This is a genomic window from Vibrio sp. SCSIO 43155, assembly GCF_023716605.1.
Taxonomy (GTDB): Bacteria; Pseudomonadota; Gammaproteobacteria; order Enterobacterales; family Vibrionaceae; genus Vibrio; species Vibrio harveyi.
This window is the reverse complement of record NZ_CP071852.1, coordinates 2,418,463-2,435,854: the sequence shown is the minus strand read 5'-3', so window position 1 is coordinate 2,435,854 and position 17,392 is coordinate 2,418,463. Positions and strand designations below refer to the sequence as shown.

Below are 17,392 nucleotides of genomic sequence, written 5' to 3'. Positions count from 1 at the left end.
ATTCTCTTTATAACAAAATTATGAATAGACACTACAATAGTGCTTAAGTATCTGTTTGTTAGACTTATTATTTAGTCTTTTAAAACAATAACTTAGAAAAACAACAATCCATTGTTTTACTGTAGTCTTGCCAAGTTACTTCCCCTGAACTTAAGCACCGCTCACTTTCGACCGCAACTCTACACCCCGGCATTTATTAGTCAATAACAAAACGTGATGCTGCCGACTAAAACTGCTTTTTATTTGTAATAACGCGATCAAAACGGCGTTACTATACCACGAAAAGATTAAAAAAAATCACCTTGGAATTTAAAACCAAGTCAATTACTAGAAAAGATAAATTAAGAAAGAATATTAATCGTAAAACACAAATTTATTTTGCATATTTTGAACAGAAAAGTGTGACGAGGTAGGCTTTATTTTTCCTGAGTTTGTGGTCTGTACATTTTATTCAAAATATAAATTTTGCGCGTTTGGTTCCAAGTGGTTAACGTTTTAAATTGAAAATATATGTAGAGTATTAACTCTATATTGAGATTTCGTTTCATTTATTGATCGTTAATTTTCGCAAATCGTTAAGTAGTGGTATGATGAGTCGTATCGACCCTTAGAAATCAAGATTGGATAAAAACAGAATGGTCATTAAGGCTAAAAGCCCTGCGGGTTTCGCAGAAAAATACATTATCGAGAGCATTTGGAACGGCCGTTTTCCTCCTGGCTCAATTTTACCCGCTGAACGTGAGCTATCTGAACTAATTGGTGTTACCCGTACGACTCTACGTGAAGTACTTCAACGTCTTGCTCGTGATGGCTGGTTGACTATTCAGCACGGTAAGCCAACCAAAGTGAACCAATTTATGGAGACATCTGGTCTGCATATCTTGGACACGCTGATGACTCTAGATGTTGATAACGCGACAAACATCGTCGAAGACCTGCTTGCTGCACGTACTAACATCAGTCCTATCTTCATGCGTTATGCATTCAAAGCAAACAAAGAAGCGTCTGAGCGTACTATTCAAAACGTTATCGAGTCATGTGAAGCTCTAGTAAAAGCACCTTCATGGGATGATTTTATCGCGGCATCTCCTTATGCCGATAAGATTCTGCAAAGCGTGAAAGAAGACACGGAGAAGGATGAGGCGAAACGTCAGGAAATCCTGATTGCTAAGACGTTCAACTTCTATGATTACATGTTGTTCCAACGCTTAGCGTTCCATTCTGGCAACCAAATTTACGGTTTGATCTTTAACGGTTTGAGAAAACTGTACGATCGTGTGGGCAGCTACTACTTCTCAAATCCAGCATCACGAGATCTAGCGCTGCGCTTCTACCGCCAACTTCTAGAAACGTGTGAAACCGGTCAACGTGATCAGCTTCCTGTTGTGATTCGTCACTATGGTATGGAAAGTGCTCAGATCTGGAATGAGATGAAGCAAGAACTGCCGACCAACTTCACGGAAGACGACAGTTAATCAGCGCTCTTGGCAAAAGATTCAAATACAAAACCGCAGGCATGTACCTGCGGTTTTTTATTATTAGTAGTAACTCACCGAGAGCAGTCAAACCATCATCGAATCTTTAAGCTAAGGACAGTTTGGGTAATGGTAGGTAAAGGGTCTCTATGATGTCTGAGAGCATCTGGTCATAGGTATTGAACACAGTAAGGGACAAGTCAGAAGTAATGTCGTACAACTCCTCTTCGCTCAGTGACAGTATTTCACCTTCTATATATTCATTTAGAGATTGAATCGACCTAGCAGACATCGGAGAGGCAACGCTCAAGGGGCTAATTACTGCCAATTGATTGAGCCTTCTAATCATTACCGATGCGTAATTTCTCATCCTTTCAGGTCCTCCTCTGTCTTGCATGTCTTGAATGCTGATACGGAGCTGTGTCAGCGTTTCTAAGCTATCAATCACGGTTTGCCAATTCATATGGTACTCGTCATGTAACTCGTCTCTCTGGGCAATAGCGAGCCATGCGATGGTAACCTCATCCATTAAGAACAAACTATGGCGGATCAGTTTGCCATGCTCCATCTGATTCCGTGCTACCGTGTTGTCCTGCCATTGTTCCATCAACTTATCGATTTTGATTTGCAGCACGCGATACATGGGTTTGTTCTCAAAGCGAGAAGTTTCCACGAGCTGATGCAGTTTATAACCTAACTCCTGATGAATTTGCTCTATCTCTTTTTCATGATGTTGTTGGTATTGGATAGAGTAGTGGGTCACCGCTCGGTGACGGCGTAGTAGGTGAACCACATCGCGTAATAAGGTGAGTAATTGATATTTGCGAGCATGTTGTTTTTCTCGCTTCGCTGCCAAATGATAGATCCCTGCCAGAATGGCAATCGAGATCAAAGTAGAAATCAAAACAAACATAACCAACTCCTTGTTAGTGCTGTTGACCTAGCAACTAAGTAAGAGCATCTTTGATGCCAATAGTTAAGTTGTTTTAAAACAGTGGCTTAGCTTTTTTATGAATAAAGAACTGTACGATTTTGGTGCGTAATTTCACCAAAAGTGTGAATTTTGTCAAAAAAATCCCCGCCAAATTGGGCGGGGATTTTTACGTTTGATCGTAAAGTGACGAATTACATTACACGCATGCCTGGTTGAGCACCTTCATGTGGCTCAAGGATCCATAGGTCGCTGCCACCAGGACCCGCTGCTAGGATCATGCCTTCTGACATACCAAACTTCATCTTACGAGGTTTTAGGTTCGCTACCATTACGGTTAGCTTGCCTTCTAGCTCTTCAGGTTTGTAAGCTGACTTGATGCCAGAGAATACCTGACGAGTTTCACCGCCGATGTCTAGTTGGAACTTAAGCAGTTTGTTTGCTTTTGGCACTTCTTCACACGAGATGATGCGAGCAATACGCATATCAACCGCTGCAAAAGCATCGAACTCAATCTCTTCAGCGATTGGATCTTTATCTAGCTCAGTTTGGCTAGCTTTGTTCTTTTCTGCTTCCGCTTTTTCTTTTGCTGCCATTTCTGCCGCAGCGTCTTCCTTCGATGCTTCGATCATCGCTTCGATGTTCTTAGGATCGATACGGTTAAACAACGCTTTGAACTTAGTGATCTCGTGACCAGTCAGTGGTGCAGCGATGCCTTCCCAAGTTAGCTCTTCGTTTAGGAATGCTTCAGTACGCGCTGCTAGTGCAGGCATCACTGGTTTTAGGTAAGTCATCAGCACGCGGAACAGGTTAATGCCTACAGAACAGATTTCTTGCAGTTCCTGATCTTTGCCTTCTTCTTTTGCAACAACCCAAGGTGCTTTTTCGTCAACGTATTGGTTTGCTTTGTCTGCTAGTGCTGTGATTTCACGGATCGCACGACCAAACTCACGAGTTTCGTAAAGCTCTGCAATGCGGTCTGCTGCTGCAACGAATTCGTTGTATAGCTCAGGTTCTGCAAAGTTTTCAGCCAACTTGCCTTCAAAACGTTTAGAGATGAAGCCAGCGTTACGAGAAGCTAGGTTAACGATTTTGTTTACTACGTCAGCGTTAACACGTTGAGTGAAGTCTTCAAGGTTAAGGTCTAGGTCGTCGATACGGCTGTTTAGTTTTGCAGCGTAGTAGTAACGCAGACACTCTGGGTCTAGGTGGTTTAGGTAAGTGCTTGCTTTAACAAACGTACCTTTAGACTTAGACATCTTCGCACCGTTTACTGTTACGTAGCCGTGTACGAATACATTGTTTGGTTTACGGAAACCGCTGCCTTCTAGCATTGCTGGCCAGAATAGTGAGTGGAAGTAAACAATGTCTTTACCGATGAAGTGGTAAAGCTCAGTTGAGCTGTCTTTCTTCCAGTATTCGTCGAAGTCTAGACCTTCAGTCTTGTCACATAGGTTCTTGAAAGAAGCCATGTAGCCAACTGGTGCATCTAGCCATACGTAGAAGAATTTGTTCTTCTCGCCTGGGATTTCGAAGCCAAAGTAAGGCGCATCACGTGAGATGTCCCACTGTTGCAAACCAGACTCGAACCACTCTTGCATCTTGTTAGCAGTTTCAGATTGCAAAGAACCTGAACGAGTCCACTCTTTTAGCATGCTTTCGAACTGAGGTAGGTCGAAGAAGAAGTGCTCAGAGTCTTTCATGACTGGCGTTGCGCCAGATACTGCTGATTTCGGGTTAATCAGTTCAGTTGGGCTGTACGTCTCACCACAGTTATCACAGTTGTCACCGTATTGGTCTTCTGACTTACACTTAGGACAAGTACCTTTTACGAAACGATCCGGTAGGAACATTTCTTTCTCAGGGTCGAACAACTGAGAGATAGTGCGGCTAGAGATAAAGCCGTTTTTCTTCAGCTCAAGGTAGATGTGAGACGCTAGCTCGCGGTTCTCGTCTGAGTGTGTGCTGTGGTAGTTATCAAAGCTAATATCAAAGCCAGCGAAGTCTTTCTGATGCTCTTCGCTTACTGCAGCGATCATCTCTTCTGGTGTAATTCCCATCTGTTGTGCTTTTAGCATGATTGGCGTGCCGTGAGCATCGTCAGCACAGATGAAGTTTACAGTGTTGCCACGTAGGCGTTGGTAGCGAACCCAGATATCAGCTTGAATGTGCTCAAGCATGTGACCTAGGTGAATCGAACCATTAGCGTACGGAAGGGCACAAGTTACCAGCAGTTTTCTTGGATCGTTTGCCATACTTAATAATCGCTTTTTGATAGGTATAAAAAATAGAGAGTAATACTACCCCATGAGCTTCCCAACGCCAAGGCATCAAACCATGGATTGCCTTAGTTTTTTTGGGGTTCTGAATCTCGCCGCTGGGTGCTACGATTAGATGCATAAAGGAGGTCTCATGCATCAGTTCACTTCAAAACAAGATTTTTGTCATTGGCTCAACCAGTTCCAACATCCACAGTTGGTGGAAAACTGGGCGGACATTCACGGTATTGTCGTGATTCCCGCACAAGGTGGCATTCAAATCACTTTACCGTTCGCGAGTAACGAACTTCAAGTTTCGTTATCCGATTGGATACAAGAGCAACAAGCATCAGGTGACGTTCCTGCATTTGATTTCCAGATTGAGCTCAACGTTAAAGCACTTGAGACTCAAGTCACCAATGCGGTAAAGGGCGTTAAAAACATTATTGCGGTAAGTTCCGCGAAAGGTGGGGTTGGGAAATCAACCACAGCAGTAAACCTTGCCCTCGCAATTGCGCAATCCGGAGCAAAAGTCGGTTTGTTAGATGCCGATATCTATGGTCCATCGGTTCCTATGATGCTTGGTCAAGAAGACGCTAAGCCTGAAGTTCGTGATGCTAAGTGGATGGAGCCTATTTTTGCCCACGGAATCTATACTCATTCTATTGGCTACTTAGTCGATAAATCGGAAGCAGCCATTTGGCGTGGTCCCATGGCCTCTAAGGCCTTATCACAGCTACTGACAGAAACGGATTGGCCAGAGCTTGATTACTTGGTGATTGATATGCCACCGGGTACGGGGGATATCCAACTAACGCTGTCTCAGCAAATTCCAGTAACAGGTACGGTGCTTGTTACAACACCGCAAGATCTCGCATTGGCGGATGCACGTAAAGGTGCGGCGATGTTCCATAAAGTCAACGTGCCTGTTGTCGGCATCGTTGAGAACATGAGTTACCACATTTGTAGTCAGTGTGGGGCTGTTGAGCATATTTTCGGTACTGGTGGTGCAGAAAAAATGTCACAAGAATTTGGCTTGGCGCTGCTTGGGCAAATTCCGCTTCATATCTCTATGCGAGAAGACATTGATGCTGGTATTCCGACCGTGGCGAGACGTCCGAATAGTGAACACGCTGGTTACTATAAACAACTTGCTGATCGTGTTTGTTGTACAATGTATTGGCAAGGCAAAGCCAAACCTGATGCAATCAGTTTTACTATGGTGAACTGAGTTTAATATTAGCACTGGTTGAATATTGTTCATTTAAACGTTTGCTCGGAGGTTAATCCTCTGAGCTGACAGAAACTTATAACGAAACCCTAATTCCAACTAGTAACGAACGGGTGAACTCCCTATAATCAGGCAGTTTATCTTTTTATGTGACTAGAAAATCATCATCGGGTGCAAATTAATGTCTGATAATAATCAATGCGTCATCGTAGGTATTGCTGGCGCTTCTGCTTCTGGAAAAAGTCTGATCGCGAGCACTATTTACAATGAGCTTCGCGAGAAAGTGGGCGATCATCAAATCGGTGTCATCACGGAAGATTGCTACTACAACGACCAAAGCCAACTAAGCATGGAAGAGCGTGTAAAGACTAACTACGACCACCCGAGCGCGTTAGACCACGACCTGCTGTGTGAACACTTAGAAAAATTGGTTCGTGGCGAAGCAGTAGAAGTACCTGAGTACAGCTACACTGAGCACACTCGTACAAGCAATACCACTCCAATGACCCCTAAAAAGGTCATCATTCTTGAAGGTATCTTGCTTCTGACTGATCCGCGTCTTCGCGACTTAATGCACGCGACAGTATTTATGGATACGCCATTAGATATCTGTCTATTGCGTCGTGTTAAACGTGACGTTGAAGAGCGTGGTCGTACAATGGAATCTGTTCTTAAGCAATACCAGCAGACAGTACGTCCGATGTTCATGCAATTTATTGAACCTTCTAAGCAATACGCGGACATCATCGTACCTCGCGGTGGTAAAAACCGTATCGCAATCGATGTTCTTAAAGCGCACATTGCAAAACTTCTGAAAGCTTAAGCGTTTAGACGGCTATATCGCTTTATTTTTGTATGAAGAAGTGGCACCTTAGGTGCCACTTCTTTTTTTTGTTTTTAAATTAGTCAGTTGCACTACAAAATCGGACATTTTTCACGCTTTCGTGGAACGGTCAGCGATAAAACAAGTCTGTGCTTATAATTGTAAAAACACTCGAGCAAGGAAAAAGCGAATGAAGAAACTGCTCTTAATCATTGCCATTCCAATTGTGGCGATCTTAGCTGTCATTTTAGGGTTGGTTATTTTTGTCAATCCAAACCAATTTAAACCACTTATCGTGGAGCAAGCGCAAAAGCAAACTGGATTGGAACTCGTAATCGAAGGGGATATCAGCTGGCAGTTTTTCCCGTCGATTGGTTTCGAATTGGGTCGTACTGAACTGAGAAACCCACAAGGTTTTAGTCAACCAAACCTACTTAAAGTCGAGACAGTAGGTGTTGATGTCTCGGTTACCCCGCTATTAAGCAAACAGCTGGAAATTGGTAATGTCACCCTTGATGGTGCGGAGTTCTATCTTGAAACACTGAAAGATGGCACGAAGAACATTGATGCGTTAACCAAAGCACAAACTCAACAAGCAGAACAAACGACCGAAGCTTCGCCAGAAAAAGCGGCAGACTCACAAAGTGCTGCTTCTGATTGGACGATCAATCTCGCTGGAGTCAGCATTTCAAATGGCTATGTTGAAATCCAAGACAAGCAAACAGGTAGCTACACTAAGCTTTCTGACATTTCTTTAAACCTTTCTCAGTTTGCTTTTGATAACTGGACAACGGCTGATTTCGGCATGAAAGGTGAGATGAATGACCAAACGTTCACAGCACAAGGCAAAGCGGACTTTAAAGTAGCAAAAGGTCTGGCGAGCTACGCACTGAAAAACATCAACTTTGATGCGACTTACGCTGATCCTGCAAACAAAATTGACTCAGCAACTATTGGCCTAGATACGTTTGAGTTCGATAAAGTGAATAACTTGAGCTATGCATTGAAAGGTGACGCTGGTGGTATGAAGCTCGATATGCAAGGTGGTGGTGAGCTAAGTATCGATAAGGCGATCAGTAAGGTACAACTGAATAAGCTGACGTTGAATGCGACTTTTGAGGGAGATGCGCTACCGCAATCACCAATGAAAGTTGATATGGTCTCTGATCTTTCATTCGACCTCACTAAGAATCATCTGAGCTTTGTGCTCGAGAAACTTACGGCGAACGCAATTGCGCTCGATGGTAAAACAGATGTGACTCTGGGTGATATTCCTAAAGTACGTTTTGCAGTGCATAGTCCTAATATCGATTTGGACGAATTCCTTGGCTTGAATAAGCAAGCTCCTGCGGGTGATAAACCAGCATCAGGTGGCAACAGTAGTGCATCTACTGGTCCTGAAGTTGAGCCGGACTTGTCTGCACTAAAAACGCTTGATGTGAAAGGCAATATTACGATTGACAAATTTAAGGCGGCTAATGCGAAGATGGAAGCAGTGAAAGCAAGCTTCTCTGTTAATCGTGGTGTCTTTGAGCTTACTTCATTCAGCTCTAAGTTGTACCAAGGCACGATCACTGCGACAGCCAAACTGGATGCGCGTAAATCACCTGCCACATACTCTGCGAAGAAATCAATCAAAGGTGTACAAGTCCAACCGTTACTTGTCGATGTAGCAAATAACGACATGCTGGAAGGTACTGGTAACATTGATGTCAATGTGAGTGGTAAGAGCCTAACGCCAACTGGCATCAAAAAGAACCTTGTTGGTACAGTGGTGATCAATTTTGCAGATGGTGCTGTGAATGGCATTAACGTTGCTCAGCTAATCCGCGAAAACTACGCGCGATTTAAAGGTCAAAGCATTGAAGGCACAGATGAAGTTAAGAAAACCGACTTCAGTGCGATGACCGCGACGTTGAAGTTAAATAAAGGCACGGTCTCAACGGATAACATGAAAGCGCAGTCTCCACTTCTTCGTGTTCGTGGTAAGGGGCAGGCAAACTACTTGAATGAAACTGTTGATTTCACCATTAGTACTTCGATAGTGGGTTCATTGGAAGGTCAGGGTGGTAAGACCATTGATGAATTGAAAGACATCACTATCCCTATCAACGTTTCTGGCAAATGGGCAGATCCTAAGTTCAAGCTAGTCTTTGATGACGTGTTGAAACAAAAAGCTCAGAAAGAAATTGATCGTGGAGTAGAGAAGCTCACGGACAAGATCAAAGATGAGAAAACAAAAGAGGCGGTAGATGGTTTGTTGAAGAACTTGTTCAACTAAAGGATCAAGCTTCTTTATGAGGATATAGGTAAAGTAAAAGGGTTGGCATTGAGCCAACCCTTTTTAGTTTTTAGTCTTTTCGGAAGCAACGGCGGACGCTTACCAATCTATGCCTTTCAGAGCTTTAACTCCGGATTCAAAGGCGTGCTTAACGTTTTTCACTTCTGATACTGTATCTGCCATTTCAATCAAAGTACGGTGCGCTCCACGTCCTGTAATGACGACCGATTGCATTTTAGGGCGATTATTTAGTGCTTCGACGACTTCGTCTAAGTCTATGTACCCGTAACTCACCATATACGTTAGTTCGTCGAACAGAACCACATCAATTGATTCATCGGCAAGCATACGCTTACATTCTTGCCAAACAAGTTGGGCGGCTTCAGTATCGGCTGTTTTGTTTTGGGTTTCCCAAGTAAAGCCTGTTGCCATAACTTGGAACTCAACACCTAGCTTTTCAAGTAGGTTACGCTCGCCGTTATCCCATGTACCCTTGATAAACTGCGCTACGCTGCACTTCAAACCATGACCAACTGCACGCGCAATTGTACCAAAACCGGAAGTCGATTTGCCTTTCCCATTACCAGTGATGATCAGTAATAAACCTTTCTCCTCTTGGGCGGCTGCGATTTTCGCGTCTACCTGCTCTTTTACTTTTTGTTGGCGCGCCTTGTGGCGTGCTTCTTTGTTTTCGTCGATAGACATAATGCTTCCTCAATTCCTTTTTTGAACTGACCCAAGCCGATTTGGGTTCATTGAATTATCTCGTTATGATAGACCAACAGTTGATGAAGAAAAACCATCGATAATTCAGGGAATAAAATGAAGAAATTACTCGTTGTTTGTATGGGAAATATTTGTCGTTCGCCAACTGGTGAAGCGGTATTAAGATCTAAAGCCAAAGAACTGGGCATATCAGTGGAAGTGGACTCTGCAGGGACCATTGGTTACCACGCCGGAAATCCGCCTGATGCTCGCGCCATGCAAGCGGGAAAGCAACGCGGTTATTCGTTTAAAGGAATGCGTTCCCGCAGGGTAACAGTTGGGGACTTCGATGAATTTGATATGGTGTTAGCTGCAGACAAAGCCAATCTCGCCGATCTATTGGATATTTGCCCGGTAGAACACCGTCCTAAAGTGTCGTTGTTTTTAAGTCATGGTGACTCTGATTATGACGAGATCCCAGACCCATATTACGGTGGCGATGCTGGTTTTGAACTGGTACTGGATTTGATTGAAGAGGCGTCAGAAGCGATTTTGAAAAAAATCTGAGTATTTATTAACTCAAAATAGATAGCAAAAGGGATGAGTCATGCTCATCCCTTTTTGTTTTTATTAACCTGCAAGTACGTCGGTCGCAACCTTATAGCTTGGGTCTTCTTTTACGTTGATTTCAACCAAGCTACCTGCTTTATCTAGTAGCTTACGGCAATCTGGGCTCAAGTGACGTAGGTGAAGTGTTTTACCAAGTGCGGCGTAACGCTCAGCCAACGTTTCAATCGCTTCGATAGCAGAGTGGTCTGTTACGCGAGAGTCCGCGAAATCAACGATGATGTCTTTTGGATCGCCATGTGCGTTAAACAATTCTAGGAAGTTTGCCGCAGAACCAAAGAAGATAGGACCGTGGATCTTGTACTCTTTTGAGCCCTCTTCATTTAGACGCGTATCTGCGTAGATGTGCTTAGCATGTTGCCATGCAAACATTAGCGCAGATGCAATCACACCCACAGCTACTGCAACAGCTAGGTCAGTCAGCACCGTCACTACTGTTACAAGAACGATAACGAAGAAATCTTGCTTAGGTACGCGACGTGCAAGTTTGAAGGTTGCCCATTCGAATGTACCGATAACCACCATGAACATGACACCAACGAGTGCAGCAAGTGGAATCATCTCAATGAGTGAAGAAGCAAACAGGATGAACATTAGCAGAGCGATAGCCGCAACGATGCCTGATAGACGACCACGACCACCTGAGTTTACGTTGATCATTGACTGACCAATCATCGCACAACCACCCATTGCACCAAACACAGAACACGTCATGTTCGCCATACCTTGACCGATACATTCACGGTTAGATTGACCGCGAGTGTTAGTCATTTCATCCAGCACTGTTAGTGTCAACAGAGACTCGATCAGACCGATAGCGGCAAGGATGATTGCGTAAGGCAAAATGATTTGCAGAGTTTCTAGAGTGAAAGGTACCGCTGGAATAGAGAAGGTCGGAAGAGAACCCGCCAAAGTCGCTGCTTCATCGCCAGACATAGTACGTAGGAAGTCAACTACGGTACGTGTTTCTAGATCCAAGCCAACAACAAGTGCAGTAACGGTCACGATCGCAACCAGAGAAGAAGGCACTGCCGTTGTGATCTTCGGTAGGAAGTGAATGATAGCCATTGTTAGCGCAACCAGACCTAGCATTAGCAGCATTTGGTCTTGTGGTAGCCACGTTAGCATACCGTTAAGGTCTGGTGCTTTGAACTGACCTAGTTGTGCAAGGAAGATAACGATAGCCAGACCGTTTACGAAACCAATCATCACCGGATGAGGAACGATTCGGATAAATTTACCTAGCTTAAATAGACCGGCTGCAATTTGAAGAATACCCGCCAACATAATTGCGGCAAATAGATATTGAACACCGTGAGTTGCAACAAGCGACACCATAACAACTGCCATTGCGCCAGTCGCACCGGAAATCATACCTGGTCGACCACCGAAAATAGAGGTGATAAGACCGACAATAAAGGCTGCGTAAAGACCAACCATAGGGTCTACACCAGCAACAAATGCAAATGCTACGGCTTCAGGAACCAATGCGAGCGCAACAGTTAGACCTGATAGCACGTCGTTTTTTACGGAGTGCTTAGAAAATTGAGGAAATTCGAACATGTTTTGTATTGAGTTCTCTTGGCGATGAATTTCTCCCGACACATATTCGTATTTGCACAAGTACTGCTGGTGAAAGTGAAGTCACTTCTATCAGCACAAACCGTATTAAAAAAAGAGCCGCATCAGAATGGTGTCGAAAACTTGAGTCGGCGAATGCTACCGAAAAGTGTGATTAAGTTCAACAATGAAGGGGATATTGACGCACAAATGTGATCAGTCATTGATATTAATATAGCTAATTAGAGTTAACACTTACTTCAACAAAAAAGGCTGCCGATTGGCAGCCTTTTGTTTCGTATTTCGCTTAATGCGATGACAAAGTAAAACTTAGTTAAAGTTCGGTTTTGTCATTACTGCTGATGCACGGTTTGTTGCTACTTGGCTACCTGCGCCTTTCGGTGCGTAACGCTCAGCTTTAAACGGTGCCGCTGTAACCGTAATTTCGCGAAGCTCTTGAGGACCTGGCGCTTTAGTCATTGGAGCACTAGCGCGTGGCTTAGCAGCTACTTTGATAACTTCTGCTTTAGGTTCTTGCGTTTCTACTGGCGTTTCTGCTGTAACTTCTGTTACCGCTTCTTCTGCCACTTCAACGGCTGATTCCTGAGCTGGAGCTGTTTCAACTGCAGATTCAGTCACTTCGACAACAGGTGCTTCGACGATTGGCTCTACTTGCGTTGTTTCAACTACTGTAGCTTCAGCTTGCTCAGCAACGGCAACCTCTACCACTGGCGCTTCCGCAACAGGCGCTTCTACTTTCGCTTCTACTGATTCTTGAACTTTCGTTTCAACTGCTGGTGCTTCAACAACTGCAGGTTGTTCACGACGGATGATAACTTTACCCATCGCCATTTCAGGGCAAGCAAAACCACCTTGAATTGCAGGAACTGCTGCCGTTACCACTACTTCTTCCTTCACTCGCTCTTCCTTCTTAGGCGCTGGTTTTGGAATGTAACGTGGCATCACTTTACCCATTGCCATCTCAGGAGATGCTACACCACCTTTACGTAGGCGGAATGGGTTAGGACGACGATCGCGACCACGACGACGACGTTGACCGCTTGCACGTAGGTGACGTGGTGAACGGCGGTTACGACGCTGTTTAGACTCTGCTTTGTTGTCTTGTTGCGCTTCTGCTGCTGCCTCAACTGGCTTCTCAACCGTTGCTTCAACTGCTTCAACAGGTTGTGCTGGTACTTCCAGCTCTGCTTGCTCAGCCGCTTGCTGGTCTTTAACACGTACAGATTTGTTTAGCTTGCGACGTTGACGGCGCTCTTTCACTTTCTCTGCTTTTGCGTTTGACTTCGCTTTATTTTCTTCCGGCTTCGCTTCTGAACCAGTACGAGCTTCAGCAGCTAGCTGCAGACCTTTTTCCGCGACTTTCGCGTTAACTTTAGGCTCTTGTGCTTTTTCAGCTTGTTGAGCTCTAGGTTTACGTTTCTGGTTGCGGTTTTGCTGCTTGTTAGGCTGCTGTTGTGTTTCGTTCTGTTCAGTCGCTTGTTCTTCACGCGGTTTACGACGACGTTTGTTATCGCGGTTGTCACGACCTTCGCGGTTATCACGCTGGTTGTTGTTGCGACGACGATCGTTGCGGTCACGCTTGTTGCGCTTGTTATCGCGGTTTGGTTTTTTCTCTTCTTTCTTAGGTTCTTCTTTAACTTCTTCAGAACCACTGAATAGGAAACTACCAATTGCTTTAAACAGACGGCTGAATAGACCTGGTTTTTCTTCTTGCGGAGCTGCTTCTTTCTTCTTCGCTGCTGGAGCAGGTTTAGAAGTTGCTGCTGGCGTAGGAGCAGTTTGCGCTGGCGAAGCAAAACCTTTTAATACAGGCTCTTCGATACGCTTAGGCTTGACATCAACCTCTGCTGGCTCTTTGCCTTCTGCTTCTTTCATTGCTTCCAGTTTCTTAGGAAGTAGGTAAGAAAGCAGGTCAAACTCTTCGCCTTCTCGAACACGGATAACTTCGAAGTGAGGCGTTTCCATGTCTGAGTTTGGCACAACCGTAATCTTCACTTCTTGAATACGTTCGATGTGGTTGACCGAGCGACGTTTTTCGTTCAGAAGGTAAGATGCGATCGGCACAGGCACTACTGCTAGTACTTGGGCTGTATTGTCTTTTAGAGCTTCTTCTTCGATCAGGCGAAGTACAGAAAGTGCTAGAGATTCGTTATCACGAACAACACCTGTACCGCTACAACGAGGACAAATATGGTGGCTTGCTTCTGCTAGAGAAGGGCTCAAACGCTGACGAGACATCTCCAACAGACCAAAGCGGGAAATGCGACCGATTTGTACACGAGCACGATCTAGACGAACGGCTTCACGCAGACGGTTTTCAACTTCACGCTGGTGGCGCACCGGTGTCATATCGATAAAGTCGATAACCACCAAACCACCAAGGTCACGTAGACGCAATTGACGAGCGATTTCGTCTGCTGCTTCTAGGTTAGTATTAAGCGCTGTTTCTTCGATATCGCCGCCTTTGGTTGCGCGAGCCGAGTTGATATCGATAGATGTTAGAGCTTCCGTTGGGTCGATTACGATAGAACCACCTGATGGTAAGCGCACTTCACGTTGGAAAGCCGATTCAATTTGGCTTTCGATTTGGTAGTGGCTGAATAGTGGTACTTCGCCTTCGTATTTCTTAACGCGGCTAATGAAATCAGGACGTACCAGTTTGATGTGCTCTTTAGCACGCTCATAAATGGTGTTGCTGTCGATTAGGATTTCACCGATATCACGACGTAGGTAGTCACGGATTGCACGAACGATTACGTTACTTTCTTGGTGGATTAGGAAAGGAGCAGGGTTAGAATCTGCTGCGCCTTTAATTGCACCCCAGTGGTTAAGTAGTACGTTCAAGTCCCACTCAAGCTCTTCTGCACTCTTACCAACGCCAGCAGTACGAACAATCAGACCCATGCCCTGAGGCAGTTCTAAAGTGCTTAATGCTGCTTTTAGTTGAGTGCGCTCGTCACCTTCGATACGACGAGAAATACCGCCGGCACGAGGGTTATTAGGCATAAGAACAAGATAGCTACCCGCAAGAGAAATGAAAGTAGTTAGAGCTGCGCCTTTACTACCACGTTCTTCTTTTTCCACTTGAACGATAACTTCTTGACCTTCAGTCAGCACTTCTTTAATGCTTGGGCGACCTTGGTAAGTGTAACCTTCTGGGAAATATTCGCGGGCAATTTCTTTGAGAGGGAGGAAACCGTGACGCTCAGCACCGTAATCAACAAATGCGGCTTCTAAGCTTGGTTCGATACGTGTGATACGTCCTTTGTAGATATTCGCTTTTTTAGATTCATGACCCGGACTCTCGATATCAAGATCGAAAAGTCGCTGGCCATCAACCAGAGCGACACGCAACTCTTCTTTTTGAGTTGCGTTAATTAACATTCTTTTCATTGAAAATTTCTCGTTGTCTTTTCTTTTATCTTTCTTTTCAACTTGTCACTGGCTTTTCGCTCTTTCACGGTGCCTGATCCCATGGCTTATATTTTGCAGCCTCCCGGCTGGAAGGGGATGCTCTAGGGCACTTCAGTCATCACAAATTGCTTTGGGTTTCGTTGGAAACGTTAACTTGTGACCCGCTATTCGGGCGGTAGATACTCAACGTGAATATGCGAGGAGTAGAGTGACAAGTGTGTTGAACTCAACGTGTCTTACGCCAATGCTGCACCTGACGTTCAACAATCTACTCACATTGCTTGGGGATAAATGATTGGTAATGAACAAAATGTAACCAAACCTTCCTTAGCAGCTGTGAACTATAGCAGTGCAGGTGGATATCAGCAATCTGCTTTAGCGCAAACGATGGAAAATTTGGCGCTAAATTCAATTTTTGTAATTTATAACTGGCTGTTTCATAAGCACTTGAGTCTTGCAAACTGAGAAAGACACAAATCAAAACGAGAAGTTGATAAAGACTTTTAATAATCTAAACAAAAGCTTGGCGAGTTTTAGAACAATTTATGACAACGAGTGTTTCTTTTGCAGCAAGAATAATGTGAAGTCGCACAGATTTGGGTTTACAATACCGCGCATGAGCGAAATAAGAACAAAAGTCCAGTTCGTTGATATCGACGAAGACATGGCAGGTCAACGCATTGATAATTTTCTGCGTAACCAATTAAAAGATATCCCTAAGAGCATGATTTACCGAATCGTGCGTAAGGGGGAAGTGCGCGTTAACAAAAAGCGTATTAAAGCTGAGTACAAACTCAAGGCTGGCGATCTCGTACGTATTCCACCAGTAACGGTAGAGAAAAAAGAGGACGACGTTGCGCCAAGCACTAAGTTGAACAAAGTAGCAGAGCTAGAACATATGATCATTTTTGAAGACGATCATATGCTGATTCTAAATAAGCCCTCTGGTACAGCTGTGCATGGTGGCAGTGGTCTTAAATTTGGTGCTATCGAGGCACTTCGTGCGTTACGTCCGCAAGCTCGCTTCCTTGAACTTGTTCATCGTATCGACCGCGATACTTCTGGTATTTTATTGGTGGCTAAGAAGCGTTCAGCATTGCGCCATCTGCAAGCGCAATTTCGCGAAAAGACCGTAAAGAAGTTCTACTTTGCCCTTGTGATGGGGGAGTGGAAAAGCAGCTGTAAGGTCGTGAATGCGCCGCTACTTAAAAACGAAGTGAATAGCATCGTGCGTGTGAACCCAAATGGGAAGCCGTCAGAAACTCGATTCAAGATTCTGGAAAAGTTTGACCAAGCAACGCTTATCCAAGCTAGCCCAATTACCGGTCGTACTCACCAAATTCGTGTGCATACTCAATATACGGGTCACCCAATTGCATGGGATGATCGCTACGGCGACCGTCGCTTCGATGCTTACACTGGGCAAGTGGGCTTAGACCGTTTGTTCCTTCATGCAGCGAACATCAAGTTCCAGCACCCATCGAATGATGAGTGGATGGAAATCAATGCGCCGATGGAAGCGAGATTAGAGAAAGTACTCGCGGGTCTGCGTAAGAAGTAGAGGTGAGAGCGGGCTTCACCCTATGGGATAGCAAGACTGCTTCGCTTCGAAAGATGAGAAAAGAGATCCCCAACTCGCTCGTTTCTCACTCTTGAGGATGACGCGCTGCGACTTCTGAATCTAAGTGGGTAATTCTTATTTTTAGAGGAATGGGCTGACACAGCGTTTTTCCCGAGAGCGACGAAAGAGCATTGTCGGGAATCTCTATCTTAGATATAGAGTGATTAGTTTGACGCTGTGATTTTAATCTTCTCGCACTGGCATTTAAAAAAGGGTTGGCGCTTTCTCATGCCAACCCTTTAACGTTTATTAACTATCAATACCTATACCCAAGTGACTTCAAGATGCAGGATTCAGAGCGCTGTCATTGATTCGAGAGTAAGGAAAACAACGCAGTGTAATAGCTAGCTCTTTCCAAGTTGTTTGACGCAGCAATCGGGTCAATGACACGCTCCCAAAGGGCGAGCTGCCTTGGCTTGTATACTTTGTTGCCGATTCTTGATTT

12 protein-coding genes are annotated in these 17,392 nt (G+C 44.5%); 7 read left to right on the top strand and 5 right to left on the bottom strand.

The genetic code is table 11. The annotated features are described in order from the left end of the window. Nucleotides 1-635 precede the first annotated feature (635 nt). Nucleotides 636-1,475 (top strand): fatty acid metabolism transcriptional regulator FadR, encoded by an 840-nt coding sequence (gene fadR, locus J4N44_RS11675; protein ID WP_005444763.1) that lies wholly within the window; start codon nt 636-638, stop codon nt 1,473-1,475. Nucleotides 1,476-1,581: 106 nt separating this feature from the next. Here the strand turns inward: fadR and J4N44_RS11670 are convergent, their stop codons facing one another. Then, on the bottom strand, nt 1,582-2,388 hold the full coding sequence (locus J4N44_RS11670; RefSeq protein ID WP_017189375.1) for a hypothetical protein: 807 nt from the start codon (nt 2,386-2,388) through the stop codon (nt 1,582-1,584). Between the two features lie 212 nt (nt 2,389-2,600). Beyond that, entirely contained in the window at nt 2,601-4,661 is a 2,061-nt protein-coding gene (gene metG, locus J4N44_RS11665) for a methionine--tRNA ligase (protein WP_017817847.1), read from the bottom strand. 157 nt (nt 4,662-4,818) lie between these two features. On the opposite strand from metG, the gene apbC reads away from it, so the two are divergent. From apbC to J4N44_RS11650, 3 genes are all read left to right on the top strand, one after another. Continuing rightward, on the top strand, nt 4,819-5,895 hold the full coding sequence (apbC, locus tag J4N44_RS11660) for an iron-sulfur cluster carrier protein ApbC (protein WP_005444769.1): 1,077 nt from the start codon (nt 4,819-4,821) through the stop codon (nt 5,893-5,895). Nucleotides 5,896-6,076: 181 nt separating this feature from the next. Further along, nucleotides 6,077-6,718, top strand: coding sequence for a uridine kinase (udk, locus tag J4N44_RS11655; RefSeq protein WP_005433235.1), 642 nt, complete (start codon nt 6,077-6,079; stop codon nt 6,716-6,718). A gap of 190 nt (nt 6,719-6,908) precedes the next feature. Then, nucleotides 6,909-8,999: an AsmA family protein gene (locus J4N44_RS11650; protein WP_101960419.1), complete on the top strand. Its 2,091-nt coding sequence runs from the start codon at nt 6,909-6,911 to the stop codon at nt 8,997-8,999. 99 nt (nt 9,000-9,098) lie between these two features. On the opposite strand, the gene cobO is transcribed toward J4N44_RS11650, so the two are convergent. Then, nucleotides 9,099-9,704, bottom strand: a complete 606-nt coding sequence (gene cobO, locus J4N44_RS11645) for a cob(I)yrinic acid a,c-diamide adenosyltransferase (RefSeq protein ID WP_005444774.1) — start codon at nt 9,702-9,704, stop codon at nt 9,099-9,101. A 117-nt stretch (nt 9,705-9,821) separates the two neighbouring features. Between cobO and J4N44_RS11640 the strand changes: the two genes are divergently transcribed. Then, on the top strand, nt 9,822-10,271 hold the full coding sequence (locus J4N44_RS11640) for a low molecular weight protein-tyrosine-phosphatase (protein ID WP_252044485.1): 450 nt from the start codon (nt 9,822-9,824) through the stop codon (nt 10,269-10,271). A 63-nt stretch (nt 10,272-10,334) separates the two neighbouring features. On the opposite strand, the gene J4N44_RS11635 is transcribed toward J4N44_RS11640, so the two are convergent. Beyond that, a complete protein-coding gene (locus J4N44_RS11635) occupies nt 10,335-11,894 on the bottom strand; it encodes a SulP family inorganic anion transporter (RefSeq protein ID WP_005444782.1) in 1,560 nt (519 codons plus the stop codon). A gap of 327 nt (nt 11,895-12,221) precedes the next feature. Further along, on the bottom strand, nt 12,222-15,305 hold the full coding sequence (gene rne, locus J4N44_RS11630) for a ribonuclease E (RefSeq protein WP_110414855.1): 3,084 nt from the start codon (nt 15,303-15,305) through the stop codon (nt 12,222-12,224). A gap of 312 nt (nt 15,306-15,617) precedes the next feature. Here rne and J4N44_RS11625 point away from each other — a divergent pair, with 312 nt between their 5' ends. Further along, complete coding sequence (locus J4N44_RS11625; protein ID WP_017189381.1) at nt 15,618-15,791, top strand: hypothetical protein; 174 nt, start codon at nt 15,618-15,620, stop codon at nt 15,789-15,791. A 151-nt stretch (nt 15,792-15,942) separates the two neighbouring features. Further along, entirely contained in the window at nt 15,943-16,887 is a 945-nt protein-coding gene (gene rluC, locus J4N44_RS11620; RefSeq protein ID WP_005444789.1) for a 23S rRNA pseudouridine(955/2504/2580) synthase RluC, read from the top strand. Nucleotides 16,888-17,392: the final 505 nt, after the last annotated feature.